We start from the raw sequence: 16,394 nt of genomic DNA, 5'->3' as shown, positions 1-16,394 counted from the left end.
AACCATCACAAGTTAACTCGGGGTTTTGCAACTCATGACATTAGGTAGGAGGAATATCAAATGAAATTAAAAATCATAGCGACCGCCGTTGTTGTCGCGCTATCTGGCGGTTCACTATTTGCTGCGGATACCGGCGGAGAAATTCGAGGGCATGTGGAATCAAGCAGTGGTCGTGATATTGGCAATGCAACAGTAGTTGTTCGCCATACATCTAAGGGTATTGTTAGAAGTGTGACCACCAATAATGTGGGTGATTACGCGTTACGTAATTTACCCGTAGGCGAATATGAGGTTGAAATAGTCGGTGAAGGGTATAACAAAGAAACGCAACGGGTTCGCATTATTATTGGTGAACCAACCATTGTCGATACGGTGTTGGGGAATGGAGGAGGAAACTTCGTTCAGGTCGTTGGGAGTCGCGTTCAATCGCTCAATATGGCTGAAACCACCGCCGGACGATCATTCGATTACGAAGACATGCAAATCATGCCGGTTGAAAATGGTTTTGAGTCGATGGTGTTGATGACGCCCGGAACGGTAGAGAATGGCGCACCAAATTCTTTTCGCGGCGCAAGCTCCATTGGGGGGGCTTCTTCGGCCGAAAATGGGTATTACCTAAACGGCATTAATATTACTCAAATTGAGTCAGGTCTTGGCGCATTCACCATGCCATGGGAAGCGATCGCCCAAACCAACGTACAAACAAGCGGTATAACCTCTGAGTTTGGTGGAGCGTTAGGTGGTATTGTTAATGCGGTATCAAAGTCAGGAGATAATGAATATCGCTTTGGCGGTCAATACCGTCTCGATCCTTCGTCGCTTTATGACCCACATAAGTCTGTCCGATTAAACGATGATCCCGACTCTTTTATGATCAATAACGAGCGTGATTCACTAAAGTTTCGTGAATACAGTGTTTGGGCAAGCGGACCCATTGTGCACGATAGAGCGTTTTTTTACGCACTGTTCAACCCACAAACAACGAACAGCGAAGGTGCAGGCAACTCAACGTTTTCATCAACGGAAACGACGTCCGATCGCTGGTTCATCAATTTAGATTGGCACCTTTCAGAAGACCACTCACTGGGCATTACTGCTTTTAATACGGCTCGAGAGTGGGAAACGGTTACCTACCCCTACGATTCTGCCAATAATATTGTTTTACCCATAGATGAAGGCGATGGGAAATCTTACGGAAAAGATGGGGGACAATTTCGAGGCGTAACTTATCGCGGTCAGTTTTCAGACCGGTTTTCTCTTGATGTTGTTTGGGGAGAAACGTTAGAGGAAGAAGAGCCGGTTCCTGCGAATGATCGACCATTAGTTCAAAACTGTATTACGGGAACCTGCGTAACCTACAGTACGCATAGTAACGCGTCTATTCTTCCAAGAGAGTTTACACGAGAGCAATTTCGAGCAGACTTTCATTTGGATCTTGACAACCACAGGGTTTCTTTTGGGTTTGATAGTTACGATATCGATGTGTATCACAACAGCCGACAAAATGGTGTTGCCGTCGGAGACATCAACGACCTGGATGACAGTGCCGCAACCGGTTGGTGGTTGTATGGAATTTCCGGACAGGATTCAACGCAAGTTGGGAATGTTGGTTATCAAGCATTTTTAGACGGTGTACCGGACGGTACAGAGTTCATTCGTCGTCGCGTACGTAATCGCTTTTCTGATTCAACGGTGTCATCGGATGCGTTTTATGTGCAAGACAGTTGGCAAATGTCGGAAGAGTGGACGTTTAATTACGGACTGCGTTACGTTGAGTTTGCTAATACCGTTTCCAGTGGTGAAAAGTATGTGGATATGGACGGTAATTTTGCACCTCGATTGGCTGCTATTTGGGATATCGGCGGCAAAGGAGAGCACAAAGTGTTTGCGTCTTTTGGTCGCTATTATCAGCCAGTGGCCGCGCGCATGAATATTACACAAGGCAGTTCGTCGGTTGAGTATTTTGACTATTACGAAAACCCTACGCCAGGTGAACAACCGGCATTAAACTCAGACGGTTCTCCAGTACGTGGCACTAATTTGGTTGATCGTTATTATCGTCAGGTCGGAATTACTGATCCTAATTTGATTGCGTCTAAAAATTTAAAGGCGATGTACTCCGATCAAATTTCATTTGGATACGCGACTCAGTTTTCTGATTATACCGCCAGTGTGCGAGCGACATTTAATGAGCTAAAGCGCAGTGTTGAAGATACCGATTATATGCCCGTATTATCCGGTAAACTTGAAGAGCTGGGCATTGAAAACAACACGGGACAAAGCAGCTTTTACATTTTGGCCAATCCGGGAGAAGAAGTGCAAATTGCCTATGACTTCGATGGTGACGGGAATGTTGATCACATTACATTGACTCCGTCAGAACTCCAATTGGCGAAGCCTCAACGAAAGTACATTGCTTGGGATTTTATTTTAGAAGGTCCGGTTACGGATAACTTGGAAATTTATGCGTCTTACACTTGGTCGCACAGTTTCGGTAACACAGAAGGTTTGGTAAAAACGACCAATGGGCAAGCGGACCCTGGATGGACTTCCGACTACGACTACGGTGATGCATTGGATCACGCTTACGGTGATTTACCGAATGATCGTCGTCACTCGGTAAAATTGTCTGCGATATATGACTTAACCGACTCTCAAACGCTAGGGTTGGTGTATCGGGGGGCTTCCGGTCGACCATTGAATACGTTAAATCCGCATCCAGAAGGTGTCGACTCTTGTGCGCCCGATAGCCCTTGGAGTGATTGTGTCAGCCGTTGGTACATCGGTGGATTTTATGATGAAAATGGCAATCCGGCACCCCGTGGTTCAGCGGGCAATTTACCGTGGACGCATAAGTTTGATTTATCTTACAGCTATCGAAATGAAGATGTGTTCGACGGCTTATTGCTTAAAGCAACCGTGTTTAACTTATTTGGCCATGATGCTGCCATTGATGTAGAGGAGTGGAGTGGTCCAAATTATGGATTAACACAAACGTATCAAAGTCCGCGATATGTGTCGTTAATTGCACGCCTAGAGTTTTAATTGGTTAATTTAAGGGAGCCTTGAATAAAGGCTCCCTTTCAGCATTAATGTGAATGAGTGGATTGTGTGTGATGGTGCGATTGCTTTTGACTCAGTCCTTTGTAAAGTTGGCGCGTCATTCGTTCAGTGGTGATGAATGGCCAGTTCCATTGTTTATCAAATTGATTTAATGGATTCAGCTGAACCACCTCATCTTCGGATTTACCTTGCTTAATGAGTTTCGTGATTATGCTGCTGGATTCTTCTAACATAGCAACGGCACTTTCAAGATCGGCTTTATGAGCTAGAGGGCCATGGCCAGGAATGATTTTGGTTGTCTCATTACAAAGAGACAGTATTTTTCTTTGTGCGGAAATATACCCTGCAACACTGCCACCACTGTCAAGATCGATGAAAGGAAACATACCATTAAAGAAAACGTCTCCCGTGTGTATCACATTGGCATTTTTAAAATGTATGATGGCATCGCCATCGGTGTGCGCTTGAGCAACATGAATTAACTCGGAGTTTTCACCGTTTAAATGAAAGTTCATGGACTCTGAAAACGTGATCACAGGAAGCATGGATTGGGTGGCTTTAATATTCGTTTTTCCGTCAAAAATGCCTTTAGTGAGCATGTGCTCTCGCAGATTTTCATGCGCGACGATATAAGTGCCTTCTGCAGCCATTGTTGCGTTGTTGCCTGTATGGTCACCATGAACGTGGGTATTGATCAAAAAGTCGACCGGTTGGTCCGTTACACTTTTAATTGCTGTTTTCATTATGTCGAGCATTGGTGGCATAGAGTCATCAATCATAACCACACCATCAGAACCAATCGATAATCCAATATTACCACCGGTAAAGCCACCGACACCCATCAGCATGAAGATCCCGGGAGCCACTTCGGTCGAGGTAAAGCTAAGCTTTTGCTCTTTGGCAAAACTGAATGAGCTAGCGACTAGTAAGCCAGATACGGCAAGTTGAACAATTGATCTCATGTACCTTCCTTATTCTTTTAATCGAAAACGTCATAAATTACATACTTTTGTACAGAAATCCAGTGACAGGTTATTGTGAATCTCAAGATGGGTTTTAAACGCGTGCGTTTAAACTCAGTTGTTGGGATTGGAATAAGCTTCGTTGAGTGTAAACGCGTGATCGGTTAAAGAAATCAAAAAGGCCATTAAATCGTTTTTATCTTGTTCGGTTAAATCAAAGCCTTTCATAAAGGGACTCTTTAATGGATTCTTCCGTCCATCACCTTTGTTTGGCCCATTGAGAATAGTGCGACCACCAGCTGCATAGAATTCAATAACCTCTTCTAAGGTTGCTAGGCTTCCATCGTGCATATAGGGAGCGGTGAGTTCGATATTCCTTAATGTTGGTGCTCGAAAGCGGCCGTGATCTTTCGGGTTTAAAGTAATTTCAAAAAGCCCATCGTCGATAGCGGGGTAGGCACCATCATCGTTGACGTTGTAAAGACCTGTATTGTGAAAAGGTCGTCGATCAACAATCAGTTGCTCATGAAACGTCGACTGAGTGAAATTAAAGCCTCCATGACAATGGTGGCATTCTAATTTTTCGGAAAAGAACAAATTCATGCCTCGAAGTGCCGACGGCGAAAGTGCAGAGTCGTCTCCATCATAAGCGTAACGATCAAAAGGGGAGTTCAATGAAATCAAACTGCGTACAAAGCTCGCGATGGCTTTACTGATCGTATTAAATGAAATGTTTTCGTTAGGATAAGCTTTTGCAAACAATGCTTGATACTTGGGGCTAAAAAATCGCTGTAAAACGTCATCTTCGTGTCCGGTAATGCCAAGTTCTATGGGTTCTTCACCGAACATGGGGAGCAGCAGCTGTGTTTCGATATCGGTTAAACCATCGTGTGCCCAGGTTAATACTTTGTTGTAGGCGATGTTTACCAGCGCGGGGGCATTGCGCCGATGAACTTCTCCAGTGGAACCAATGGATGTTTTTAAAGGTTCAGCAAACGCAAATTGCTGCTGATGACAAGACGCGCAACTTTGCGTTCGGTTGAACGAAAGATTGTTGTCGTAAAACAAATGCCGGCCGAGTTCTACTCTCGCTTGGGTCATGACATTATTTTCCGGCACTTGTGGTTTTGGGAACCCTTCTCTTAGTGGCCAGGAAAAATCAGATGGATGCTGTTGTTTATCGCAGGCGGTGAGTAGAAAGAGTGCAAATAAATAAACAACAATTTTCATATAACATTAAACAGTTGCTGCTCACCTTCCGAACCCACTCGTGGAAATAAAATAATACAGGTTTCGTTTTCTGGATTGGACTTACACGTGGGATATGAGATCAAGTGAAAGTCATACAAAAGTTGTGACAAATTCACCGCAATGGTTTTGCCTGCTTGAAAGTTATCCAGTTCAATGGTGAATCGATTGGGGTTTTTACAGGCTTTTTGTGGGGCTTTCACCGCCGCTGGCGACTCGCATCCGGTTGAGCCAAGGTGGAAGAGGAAAGTATTGTTTTCGGCAGCTAACTCAAGTCGCAGAAATTTATATCCGGTTTGCCAAGTCCAGAACATATCCGGTTGATTGAGTGGTGCGGGTTGCGTCGTTGGGTTTAGGTGGTTTAATTCAAAAGGAACACCAAGCGTGAAGCGAATGGCAGTGACTTTTTCTGGCGTTACTTCGCTATTAAGTTGCAGGTTCCAGTTGAAGGCGCTTCCGCAAACGCCTCCTAACAGTACAATATCGCGATGAGGATGAGGCGGTGTTGCCACTGAAGCCGAGTGCCATTGGTTATCGGAATCTTTAAATTGTATATTGTGAAGATAAAATTGCAGCTGCGTTAACGACCAGTTATGTCCACTTTTTCTAAAGTTTTCATTGCATTCAAATTTTTTGGCGTTATAGATTGGTGAAAACGCTACAGTATGGGTGTGCGTTGGCTTTTGGCAAGCCAGTAGTCCCATTGTGAAGACAAACAACGTTATCATTTTAAAGTAAGTATTCATTTTAAGACTCTTCCAAGCTGGAGTGTAATCATCTTGATTGTTGGGCAATCATCGTGCCTATATTAACAACATAATAGGCAATTTGTGCCATTATTGATGTATATATTCAACTTTTTGAAACTAATTAACGTGTTCTAATGCCTTATATTGTATAACTGGTATCTGCTTGACTTGGGTTAGGAAATAACGATGATCCGATTATCAGAACAAAGCGCCTTAGTTTTATTCTTGCTTTTGGTTTATGTTGGCCTGGTTTACCCACACTCGGAGCCTAACAAAGATCGTTATGTTGCAGAACAAGGTAAAAACGTCGGTTTCTGTGATAACCCATTGCGACCGTGTAAAACGATTGGCTATGCCGCTCAAAGAGTCAATAAAGGCGACCGAGTGCTCGTCGCGAGCGGCCATTATTTTGTTCAGTCCGTTGAAGATCTATTTTATCTAAACAGTGACATCGTACCTGTGTTGGCTGGGTATAATCGATTTGATCATTTCCAGGTGCAAAGCCCAGATATTAACGTCACCAATCTTTATGGCGTGCCCGCTGAGATGGCGGAAGCGCTACGCGCGAAAGGCTTTCGGGTGATTTCGGATGGAAAAAGCCTGAATCACTCTTCTGAGCTCATGCAAAAGTTGAAAGCCATTGAAGCGTTAGATCAAAAGCAAAGTCGTCAAGCGTGTGATAATGGGATGGCGGGTAGTTTCCCTTGTGACAACGTTGACTTGGTCGCCCATGTACCTTTAAACGCTTTCAGCTCTAATCCCAGTTCGGGCAGCGATATTTGGGGGCATGTGGACCTGAATACAGGCAGAGAGTACGCGATCATGGGGGTTCGCAATGGCATTGCGGTTTTTGACTTAATCGACCCAGAAAACCCTGTTGAAGTTGGAACAATCGGCGGAAGTTCTGCGACTTGGCGAGATATCAAAGTCTATCAATATTTTGATCAGCAAAAAGGTGCATGGCAAGCGTACGCATATTGTACGGTTGATGGTGCCTCCGATGGTGTAACGATAATCGACTTAAACAGTTTACCTGACTCGATATTGTTGGAAGAGCAAAACAACAGTGTTGGAAATGCTCACAATATTTATATCAGTAACGTGGATCATTCGTTAAACATTGCCCAAGAAAATACAGAAGCTCAATTGCAGCTGGTTGGTGCGAGCCGTTATTCGGGATCGTTTCACAGTTATTCACTAGCGAACCCTAAAACGATTACGCTAGAGTCTAATCAGTCGAGTTTTAATGGATATACTCATGATGGTGCTTCGGTTTTAATTCACGACGCTCGAAAAGACAATGACTGCTTTAATGCGACATCCACCGGTTGCAGTGTTTTTGTCGACTTTAATGAAAAAGAAATGTTGTTGTGGGATATTACGACGCCATCGGACACTCGGCAATTATCGAGCATTGGGTATGATGATGTGCCTTTATCCGCTCAGTACATTCACTCTGGCTGGGTAACGGAAGACAAGCGGTATATTTTATTGCACGATGAGTTTGATGAAATCCGTGGGGGTTTAAACTCGACCGTTCGAATTTTTCAGATCGATGATTTGCGAGCTCCTGTGCAAGTTGGGCAATGGACAGGGCCGACAGGGGCCATTGATCACAATGGCTTTGTGCGTGGTAATCGATATTATATGTCAAACTATGAAAGAGGTTTGACCATTCTCGATATTACGGATCCATCAGCACCTCAACACGTCGGATATTTTGACACGTTTCCATCGAGTAATAATGCAACTTACAATGGCGCGTGGGGCGTTTATCCTTTTTTACCTTCCGGACTCATTTTAGTGAGTGATATTAATAGTGGCTTATACGTATTGAGAGACAAAACGCTGGCGAACGATCAAGGCAGTATTCAGTTTGCGCACTCTCAAATTAATGTGAACAGAGGTGACAGCTTAATCATCAATGTCCAAAGAGTGAATGCCTCAGTTGATGCTGAAAGTGTCGAAGTTGAATACGAGATTTTACCGGGTAGTGCAACACGAGATGAAGACTACAGTGTTTCCACGCAGGCATTAACGTGGGACGTTGGTGATTCAACGGATAAATCCATCCATATTAATGTCGCTGATGATATTGAAGGCACCCAGCTACAAGAAGATTTTTTTATACGTCTTTTCAATCCATCCTCTGGCGCGACCTTGCAGAACCCAAGTTACGTAAAAGTGATTTTAAATGGCGCGAATAGAGCGCCCGTAGTGAATGTTCAAAATAATATTCAGGTTAATATTAACCAAGTTGTCAGCCTGTCAGCAACGGCATCCGACCCTGAAAATCAATCATTAACCTATCAGTGGCATCAGCTGTCGGGCATAGACGTTACGCTTAACAATGCAGATACACTGAATGCTTCCTTTACAGCGCCGTCGCAAGCATCGGATTTAGTGTTTGAAATAACGGTAACGGACGAGCTCGGAGCCTCAGCAAGTGGGCAGGTTTCTGTTTCAGTCATCGCTCAAAGTGTTGGATCATCCAGTAGCGGAAGCTTGAGCTTTGGGATAGGTTTGCTGCTATTGGCGGCGACTCGCAGGCGTAAGAAGCCATCGCTCAAAGCTTTGAGATTCCGAAAAAGGTAACCGGGAGCTTGATTCCTATCAATGTCTCTTTGTTGCGCCTTCGCAGCGTTTTCTAAGCCTGGTCGCAAATTTAGCACAAAAAATACCCAGGCCCTTTCGGTAACCTGGGTTAGGGGAATTTGATGGACACTTTGATTAAAAGTTAGATCAAATACTATGAATTGCAAGAAAATCGCAAAAAATATTTAAAGGACAGCGAGAGATTTTATCCGAGTGTAAACTGATCATCGTCATTGGCCATCAAGCCGTCTTGGTTCCATGGCAGTTCGCGATAATGTGCCTTGTCAATTTGCCCCCAAAAAGGAAACTTGAGCACTTGGAAGAAAGGCGAGTAGTCGAAATCGGCGGGTGTAAACAGCTTGGTGTTGCGTTTTATTAATTCAATGCGGTCTTTTCCGATTTTTTTAAATTTGGGTAGGATAGGGTAATCTACCGCGCTGAATGCTTCAGCCAACATGGATGAGCACACCGTACGTGTCGGTTCGCCGGCGCTGCTGCGAAACAGCGAAGAACGCCATCGTCGGGGTATTATCATCCATGGGAACAGCAAACGCGCCAGATCCAACATCTGGCGTACATTGTAGGGTGTGCCTAAGTGATTGGCAGCATAGCGAATCACCGCTTTGGCATCCGCGTGCGACAAAGCTTCCGGCCGACACACTCGCAGGTTGTCGTGTTCATAGTCTAACAAGCGGGTACAAATTGTTCCCTGGCCGAGCAGTCCTTCAATGATGAGTTGATCCGATGCTTCGAAGTTGGCGAATTTTTGCACTTGCTCCCGAACTTCGGCTTCTTCAATGTCGTGAAGGCGGCCAATGTAGAGTGCAGCGTGCGACCATCGGCTTTGAGTGATGAGTTTTATTACCTCCGAAACACGCGTTCGACCCTCGACCAAAATCACATCTCCCGGTCGTAAACCATAACGCAACTTCTCAAAATCGGTTTGCGGAAAGGCGCCGGCAGGCGTTTCTTGGTTTAGCCACCGTTCGGCCCAGGATTTCATTTTCTTTAACATTAATAATCCAGAAAAAACAAGGCGTTAAATATACTATAGTTAATTTGGGGCCAATTGAGTAAATCTCAATCACAATCCTTGAAATGATTTCTTGCAATGTTGTGCTTGAAGAGGCATAAAGTATCAAGGAACCTCTAAAGGATATGAAACAAACGCTGAAAATCGAGGTCTGTACTGGATAACTGGTTTTTTGGTACTTGTTTGAGAAACGCTGGTATAGGGTTCCAGGTCTGCAAAAATCATTGAATTTATCTAAAGTTGGGAAAAGTTGAGTAGTTATGAAGTTACATTGGTTGAATACAGCGTCCTCCATTAAACATATCACTGCTGCAACTCTGATGGCGTTGTCATTAGGGGTTGTCGCTCAAGATCCACCACAAGCGACGACAAATGTCGATAAGTCTTTAATAGAGACTCCCGTTACCAATATCGACGAATTAATGCCCAAGCCGAGCCATGGTCGCTCCAGTCGCTATATTGCACGTATTTTTTCTGAACTGCATTATCTCAAACCCAATATTGAGCGTAATAACAAGCTATCAGAGAAAATTCTTAACAAGTATATTGATATTCTCGACGGCAACAAAAGTTACTTTTTGTCGGGCGATATCGACGATTTTCAACGTTATCGATACATGATCGATGACAACATTATCAGCGGTCAATTAAAGCCTGCTTACGATATCTATCAGGTGTTTCAAACGCGTTGGTTAGAACGGTACGATTATGCGATCAGCTTGCTCGATAAACCTTTTGATTTTACAGTCGATGAAACCTACTTTTTTGATCGTGAAAAATCGCCTTGGATCAAATCGAAGGAAGAGCTAGACGAACTTTGGCGCCAACGGGTAAAAGCGGATGCTCTTGCGCTGGTTCTTGCGGAAAAAAACTGGGATGAAACCAAGGATATTTTAACCAAGCGCTATACCATGGCTAAACGTCGCATGAGCCAGAACAAAAGTGAAGACATCTTTGAGTATTTTATGAATGCCTTTGCACTCACGATTGAGCCCCATGCTACTTATTTCTCGCCGCGCGAAGCAGAAAACTTTGACATTGAAATGAAGCTTTCGTTAGAAGGCATAGGTGCCATTTTACAAGTCGATGATGTGTACACCAAAATCAATAAATTGGTAACCGGTGCACCGGCAGAAAAATCGAAGCAATTAAAAGCCGGTGATCGAATTGTTGGAGTTGGCCAAAAAGATGAATCGGTACAAGATGTCATTGGCTGGCGTTTAGACGATGTCGTCGATTTGATCCGTGGCGAAGCGGGTACCGAAGTTACGCTTGAAGTATTGCCTAAAGATGAAGTCGTCGCGGGTGAAACCAAATTGGTAAAATTGATTCGAGAAACCGTCAAACTCGAAGAGTTGTCGGCAAAGTCGAAAGTCATCGATGTGGAAGTCAATAATCAAAAAATGAAATTTGGCGTTATCGATATTCCCAAGTTTTACGTAGATTGGGATGCGAAATACAACAAGCGAATTGCCGATTACAAGAGTACCTCTCGCGATGTTGCCAAGTTTATCACTGAATTTCGCAAGCAAGGAGTTGATGGATTGATCATCGATTTGCGTAATAACGGTGGTGGTGCTCTTGATGAGGCTGTTGAGTTAACTGGGCTGTTTATTGACAAAGGGCCGGTGGTACAGCAAAAAGACTCTCGTAATCGTGTTCATGTTTTCCCAGATTTGGATGAAGGCGTGTTTTACGACGGCCCACTTGCTGTTTTGGTTAATGGTGGTAGTGCATCCGCTTCCGAAATTTTCGCCGGTGCGATTCAGGATTACGGCCGAGGTTTAATTGTTGGTGAACAAACGTTTGGAAAAGGTACGGTACAATCACTGCGAGATTTAAATCACTTCAGAGGGTTGCTCGACAGTCAATTAGGGCAGGTAAAGCTGACGACATCCAAATTTTATCGTATTTCAGGTGAAACCACACAACATCGAGGGGTTGTACCGGACATATTATTTCCAACCGCATTCGATCGGAACGACTATGGCGAAAGCAGTTACGAAAATGCACTCGAGTGGGATACCATTAAAAAGGCCAGTTATGAACCCGTGAATGAGGTTCAGGAGTTTATTAACTCGTTACAAGAAAAGCACCAATTACGGCGTTCAAGCAGTAAAGAGTTTGGCTATTTGAGTGAAGACATTGCGGAATACAATGAGCGTAAAATGGATAAGTCGGTTTCGTTAAATCTGGAAAAACGCAAAAATGAAATCGAAACGAAAAAGGCGCAACGCCTTGCACGAGTTAATCAGCGTTTAAAAGATAAAGGTATGGAACCTTTAAAATCGTTGAAAGACTTTGATGAAACTCTATTTGAAAACGACGACTTCAAACTACAAGAAACCGGTAATATTTTAGCCGACTATATTTTACTGAAAAACAGCAAACGACTGGCGGAAATTAAGTCGCATTAGCTTTAAATATATCAATGACCAGCTCAGTGAGCACTCCCTTTTAAATAGGTGCATTATTGTGGGCTGGTCGAATTTTTTTTCTAAACTTCCCTGTCTCTTTGATGCCTCAGTTACACCATTAAGCGGTTATAATGAAGCTCAATATATTCTCTTATCGCCAACATAGAGGTGACGATGGGGTTCATTCTTTGGGGGTAATGGATATTAGAGTGGTTTCACCACTGCGGCACAAAGGTATCTACTCGAATAAAGTGTGTCGCCTGATACTAATAGCCAAACCAATCTATATGGCTTGAAATTATTGCTTTCTGTTTCGCAATGACAGTAAGAATTGATTACAATAGTTGTATCAAATCCAACATGAAAGATGCCGGCATTGTCATGAATACCTCTACGTTTAATGTCCTTTTTTTCTTACTTTTTCAATTTTTTATGACTTCGGTTTTTGCCAGTGAACAAGTGAAAATACAAACGAATTATGGTGATATTGTGATTGAGTTGTTTTCGGAAAAGTCGCCCGTCAACAGCAAAAACTTTATGCGCTATGTTAAAAATAAAAAATACGATAACACTATTTTTCATCGTGTAGAAAAAGATTTTGTCATTCAGGGTGGTGGCTTTAACAAAACCTATCAACCGATAGAGGTTTATGAGCCAGTCAAAAATGAGGCAACGAATGGATTAAAGAATGTTCGGGGAACCTTAGCTATGGCTCGCTTTACCGATAAACACAGTGCAGACAGTCAGTTCTTTTTTAATTTATCGGATAACGCCCACCTTGATCATCGAAATAATACCAATTTGGGCTATGGTTATACGGTGTTTGCAAAGGTTATCGAAGGGATGGATGTGCTCGACAAAATCGGCCAAATACCGGTAGGTGAAGTGGATGAAATCGGCGAGTTTGTACCGGCTTACCCGGTGATTGTGCAAAAAGTCTGGGTTTTACCTTCCGAATAAATAAGTGGTTATTTTTTTAGCCAGAAAAAGTCACGTTTGCGAAAAGTTTTAAATACCAGATAAACACCACTAAAACTGATCATTACAGCAAGAAGTGCGGCAATGATAAGCAGAGGGTGATTAAAGTCGGATCGATCGTCATAGTCCATAATGTGCAACATCCAAACAAAGTCAAAAATACGCCACTGTGTATTTCTTACCGACATTAATTCACCGGTTGCTGCAGCAATGTAGAAGGTCGACGATTCATCATCATCAAATGAAACTCGCCATGCCGGAAGTTTCTTTCGGTATTCCGTAGAATTTTCGGTTACATAGTCTACAGCGGAAACGCTGGCTTTACCGGTATACAAGTTGGCGGCTATCGATGATGCCTGCTTTTGATCGATAGGTGTTATTGTTTGATGATTTAGTGCGTCAAAATACAATTCTTGACCGTTCACCGTTTTTATTTGGTACAGCGGTTTCCCCGCAATCCATTTTAGAGTGTACTCCTTGATGTTGAGTTGATGCTGGGCTGCGAGTTTGCCAATGGGTTCTATTTTATTTACTGGTAAAGGTTTTGCTGCAGCGCTTTTCCATAAGTGATCGCCATGTACTTCATCGATGGGCAAACTGCTCATGATTAAGCCTCCAACCACCCAAAAAACCAGTTGTAACCCGACAATAAGCCCGAGCCATTTGTGGAGTTTGCGAAAAAATATCGATGTGACCATAAATTTAAAAAAATAATGAAAGCTTAAGGTGTTTTATCAGCTTTTCTGGCTATTCACAATAGGTGTTTAATTTCCTTAGTTAAAATTCTATACTCTCGCTTATCCCTACAATAACGAGAATTATTCTATGATTTTTCCCATAACGGCACTTTATGGTTCGCTTTGCGGGATTTTAGTGATCATTTTAGCGGCTCAGGTGGTGTACATGCGCCGTAAATATCGCATTGGCATTGGAAGCGGTAACGATAAATCACTGGAAAGAGCCATACGCGTACATTCTAATGCCATCGAATACATACCGATTGCGTTACTATTACTCGGGCTTTATGAAGCCAATCAAGGCAATGCTTATTTGTCGCATTCTATGGGTATGCTACTGGTTATTGGGCGCGTGTTACATGCGCAAGGGTTAGGGAGCGATCCGGGTACCTCATTTGGACGCTTTTGGGGCACGTTATTTACTTGGCTTGCGATTATTGTGTTGTCCGTTGGCAACTTGATCATGTTTTTCTTTTAAAGAATATCAATAAAACAAAAACTTTGAAGCGATTACGATGAAGACACTATTATTAAGTTTAATGATATGTTCCAGTTGGGTATGGGGAGAGGGCACAATGTCTCATCCAAATGTAGCGATTGCCATTCATGGTGGAGCCGGAACCCTTTTAAAAGAAAACATGACACCAGCATTGGAAAAAGCTTATCAGCAAAAATTAGCGGAAGCTTTGCAAGCTGGGTATCAGTTATTAAAGCAGGGTGGTTCTAGCATTGATGCGGTGCAAGCCTCCATTGCTGTTATGGAGGATTCGGAACTGTTTAATGCAGGTAAAGGCTCGGTATTTACGCATCATAAAACCAATGAAATGGACGCGTCCATCATGGAAGGTAAAAACTTAAACGCCGGAGCTGTGACCGGTGTTTCACATGTGAAAAATCCAATTAAGCTAGCGTTTCAGGTGATGAGGTATTCGAATCATGTCATGTTGAGCGGTGATCGTGCGGAGGAGTTCGCAAAACAACAAAAGGTAGAGTTAGTCGATAAAAGCTATTTTTTTACTGAACGCCGTTGGAATCAATTGATAGAGCTGCTAAAAGAAGATTCGGATTCAACACAACTTTCTGAAGATGAAGGAACCAAATTGTCATCGACCAATAAAAGCACATGGCCTAACGACGAAAAATTTGGCACGGTAGGCGCGGTTGCAATCGATCAAGCAGGAAATTTAGCTGCAGGCACTTCAACAGGCGGAATGACCAATAAAAAGTACGGTAGAATAGGTGACTCTCCAATTATTGGGGCGGGAACCTATGCGGATAATAACGGTTGTGCGATATCGGCCACTGGGCATGGCGAATTCTTTATTCGAGCCGCGGTTGCTCACGATATTTGTGCCAGAGTTATGTACAAAACAATATCGTTACAACAAGCAGCAGACGAAGTGATTCTAGATAAGCTGGTTAAAATGCAAGGCGAAGGTGGCATTGTTGGCATGGATACCAAAGGGCAGCCCGTATTTTCATTTAATACATCCGGGATGTACCGAGGATATATTGATACCGAAGGTAAAATTTATGTTGGTATTTATAAAGAGTGATTCAAAGCTAAAAATTTGCCGGGATTTCTATAGGATGTGGTGAAGCCAAGCGTAACCCATCAGTAAATATTCAATTAAGCTTCATTTATAAACAGGAATAGCTTTTGATTGTTCAATCCGAAGACGATATCAAACACTTAAAGCACATTGGGCAAATTGTTGCTGCTTGCGTGCAGGAAATGGGAAAGCATTTAAAGCCGGGCATTACGACCAAACAGCTCGATGATATTGGCGACGATTTTTTGAAACTAAACAATGCACATTCTGCGCCTCGCGTGATGTATAACTTTCCTGGAACGACTTGCATCAGTGTTAACGAAGAAGCCGCACACGGTGTTCCAGGAAGTCGTACGATACAGGCTGGTGATATAGTTAATATTGATGTCTCTGCAGAAAAAAATGGCTATTTTGGCGATACGGGTTTTACTTTTCTGGTTGAACCGATTCATCCAAAAAAACAGCATTTAATCGAGTGCACTCAAAAAGCATTGCAGGAAGCGATTAAGGTAGCTAAGGCGGGAAACAAATTAAACCTGATAGGTAGGGCCATTGAGCAAGTGGCGAAAAAGTCAGGCTACAAAACATTAAGAGATCTGGCGAGTCATGGAATTGGCAAAAGCTTGCACGAATACCCTGAATGTATTCCTAACTATTTTGATAAGAATGATAAACGGATTTTGGAAGAGGGTATGGTCATTACCATAGAACCCTTTTTATCCACTAAGTCGCAATTCACCGAAGCGAAAAGTGATGGCTGGACATTGGTTTCCGGTGAAGGTAATTTTTCTGCGCAATTTGAACACACAATGATCATTACAAAAGGCAAACCCTTGTTGACGACGGTTGCTTGAGGCTTATTCGATCAAGAAGTAGAAATAATAATGTGGATAAATCTGAACACATTTTTACGTTTTTGATTGAGGGGGCTTAATAGAGGGCGTTCAGAATTCTGTGTCAGCCTAAAAATTAAAGTTCTAGTTCACCATCTAATCGACCTTCAAAGTGGATGGCCAGTTGTGACAATGTCAGGTTCCAGTTTTGAACTGGCATTGTCCA

Annotated in this window: 12 protein-coding genes; 7 read left to right on the top strand and 5 right to left on the bottom strand. The window is 43.0% G+C overall.

Translation table 11 applies throughout. The features are described 5' to 3' along the window. The first annotated feature begins 60 nt into the window (after positions 1-60). Entirely contained in the window at positions 61-3,045 is a 2,985-nt protein-coding gene (locus ACTUJY_RS02745; RefSeq protein WP_463614520.1) for a TonB-dependent receptor, read from the top strand. Positions 3,046-3,089: 44 nt separating this feature from the next. On the opposite strand, the gene ACTUJY_RS02740 is transcribed toward ACTUJY_RS02745, so the two are convergent. The 3 genes from ACTUJY_RS02740 to ACTUJY_RS02730 form a co-directional block, all read right to left on the bottom strand. Then, positions 3,090-4,025 (bottom strand): MBL fold metallo-hydrolase, encoded by a 936-nt coding sequence (locus ACTUJY_RS02740; RefSeq protein WP_463614519.1) that lies wholly within the window; start codon positions 4,023-4,025, stop codon positions 3,090-3,092. 114 nt (positions 4,026-4,139) lie between these two features. Then, a complete protein-coding gene (locus ACTUJY_RS02735; protein WP_463614518.1) occupies positions 4,140-5,255 on the bottom strand; it encodes an MbnH family di-heme enzyme in 1,116 nt (371 codons plus the stop codon). Next, positions 5,252-6,019 (bottom strand): MbnP family copper-binding protein, encoded by a 768-nt coding sequence (locus tag ACTUJY_RS02730; protein ID WP_463614517.1) that lies wholly within the window; start codon positions 6,017-6,019, stop codon positions 5,252-5,254. The genes ACTUJY_RS02735 and ACTUJY_RS02730 overlap by 4 nt, the downstream gene beginning before the upstream one ends. 189 nt (positions 6,020-6,208) lie before the next feature. Between ACTUJY_RS02730 and ACTUJY_RS02725 the strand changes: the two genes are divergently transcribed. Then, the gene (locus ACTUJY_RS02725) at positions 6,209-8,617 is read left to right on the top strand and encodes a choice-of-anchor B family protein (protein WP_463614516.1); all 2,409 of its coding nucleotides are present in this window, start codon (positions 6,209-6,211) and stop codon (positions 8,615-8,617) included. A gap of 205 nt (positions 8,618-8,822) precedes the next feature. Here the strand turns inward: ACTUJY_RS02725 and ACTUJY_RS02720 are convergent, their stop codons facing one another. Further along, positions 8,823-9,632: a YiiX/YebB-like N1pC/P60 family cysteine hydrolase gene (locus tag ACTUJY_RS02720; protein ID WP_463614515.1), complete on the bottom strand. Its 810-nt coding sequence runs from the start codon at positions 9,630-9,632 to the stop codon at positions 8,823-8,825. A 278-nt stretch (positions 9,633-9,910) separates the two neighbouring features. Here ACTUJY_RS02720 and ACTUJY_RS02715 point away from each other — a divergent pair, with 278 nt between their 5' ends. Both ACTUJY_RS02715 and ACTUJY_RS02710 read left to right on the top strand, forming a co-directional pair. Further along, a complete protein-coding gene (locus ACTUJY_RS02715; RefSeq protein ID WP_463614514.1) occupies positions 9,911-12,067 on the top strand; it encodes a carboxy terminal-processing peptidase in 2,157 nt (718 codons plus the stop codon). A 381-nt stretch (positions 12,068-12,448) separates the two neighbouring features. Further along, positions 12,449-13,027 (top strand): peptidylprolyl isomerase, encoded by a 579-nt coding sequence (locus ACTUJY_RS02710; RefSeq protein WP_463614513.1) that lies wholly within the window; start codon positions 12,449-12,451, stop codon positions 13,025-13,027. Positions 13,028-13,035: 8 nt separating this feature from the next. Here ACTUJY_RS02710 and ACTUJY_RS02705 read toward each other — a convergent pair whose 3' ends face one another. Then, complete coding sequence (locus ACTUJY_RS02705) at positions 13,036-13,743, bottom strand: PepSY domain-containing protein (RefSeq protein ID WP_463614512.1); 708 nt, start codon at positions 13,741-13,743, stop codon at positions 13,036-13,038. Positions 13,744-13,870: 127 nt separating this feature from the next. Between ACTUJY_RS02705 and ACTUJY_RS02700 the strand changes: the two genes are divergently transcribed. The 3 genes from ACTUJY_RS02700 (at position 13,871) to map (ending at position 16,189) form a co-directional block, all read left to right on the top strand. Further along, the gene (locus ACTUJY_RS02700; RefSeq protein ID WP_463614511.1) at positions 13,871-14,260 is read left to right on the top strand and encodes an MAPEG family protein; all 390 of its coding nucleotides are present in this window, start codon (positions 13,871-13,873) and stop codon (positions 14,258-14,260) included. A gap of 97 nt (positions 14,261-14,357) precedes the next feature. Beyond that, the gene (locus tag ACTUJY_RS02695; protein ID WP_463614510.1) at positions 14,358-15,338 is read left to right on the top strand and encodes an isoaspartyl peptidase/L-asparaginase family protein; all 981 of its coding nucleotides are present in this window, start codon (positions 14,358-14,360) and stop codon (positions 15,336-15,338) included. A 104-nt stretch (positions 15,339-15,442) separates the two neighbouring features. Then, a complete protein-coding gene (gene map, locus ACTUJY_RS02690; RefSeq protein ID WP_463614509.1) occupies positions 15,443-16,189 on the top strand; it encodes a type I methionyl aminopeptidase in 747 nt (248 codons plus the stop codon). Positions 16,190-16,394: the final 205 nt, after the last annotated feature.

This window comes from Pleionea sp. WD8-19 (genome assembly GCF_055326765.1).
The sequence above is the reverse complement of the archived record's forward strand: the minus strand, read 5'-3'. Positions and strand labels throughout refer to the sequence as shown.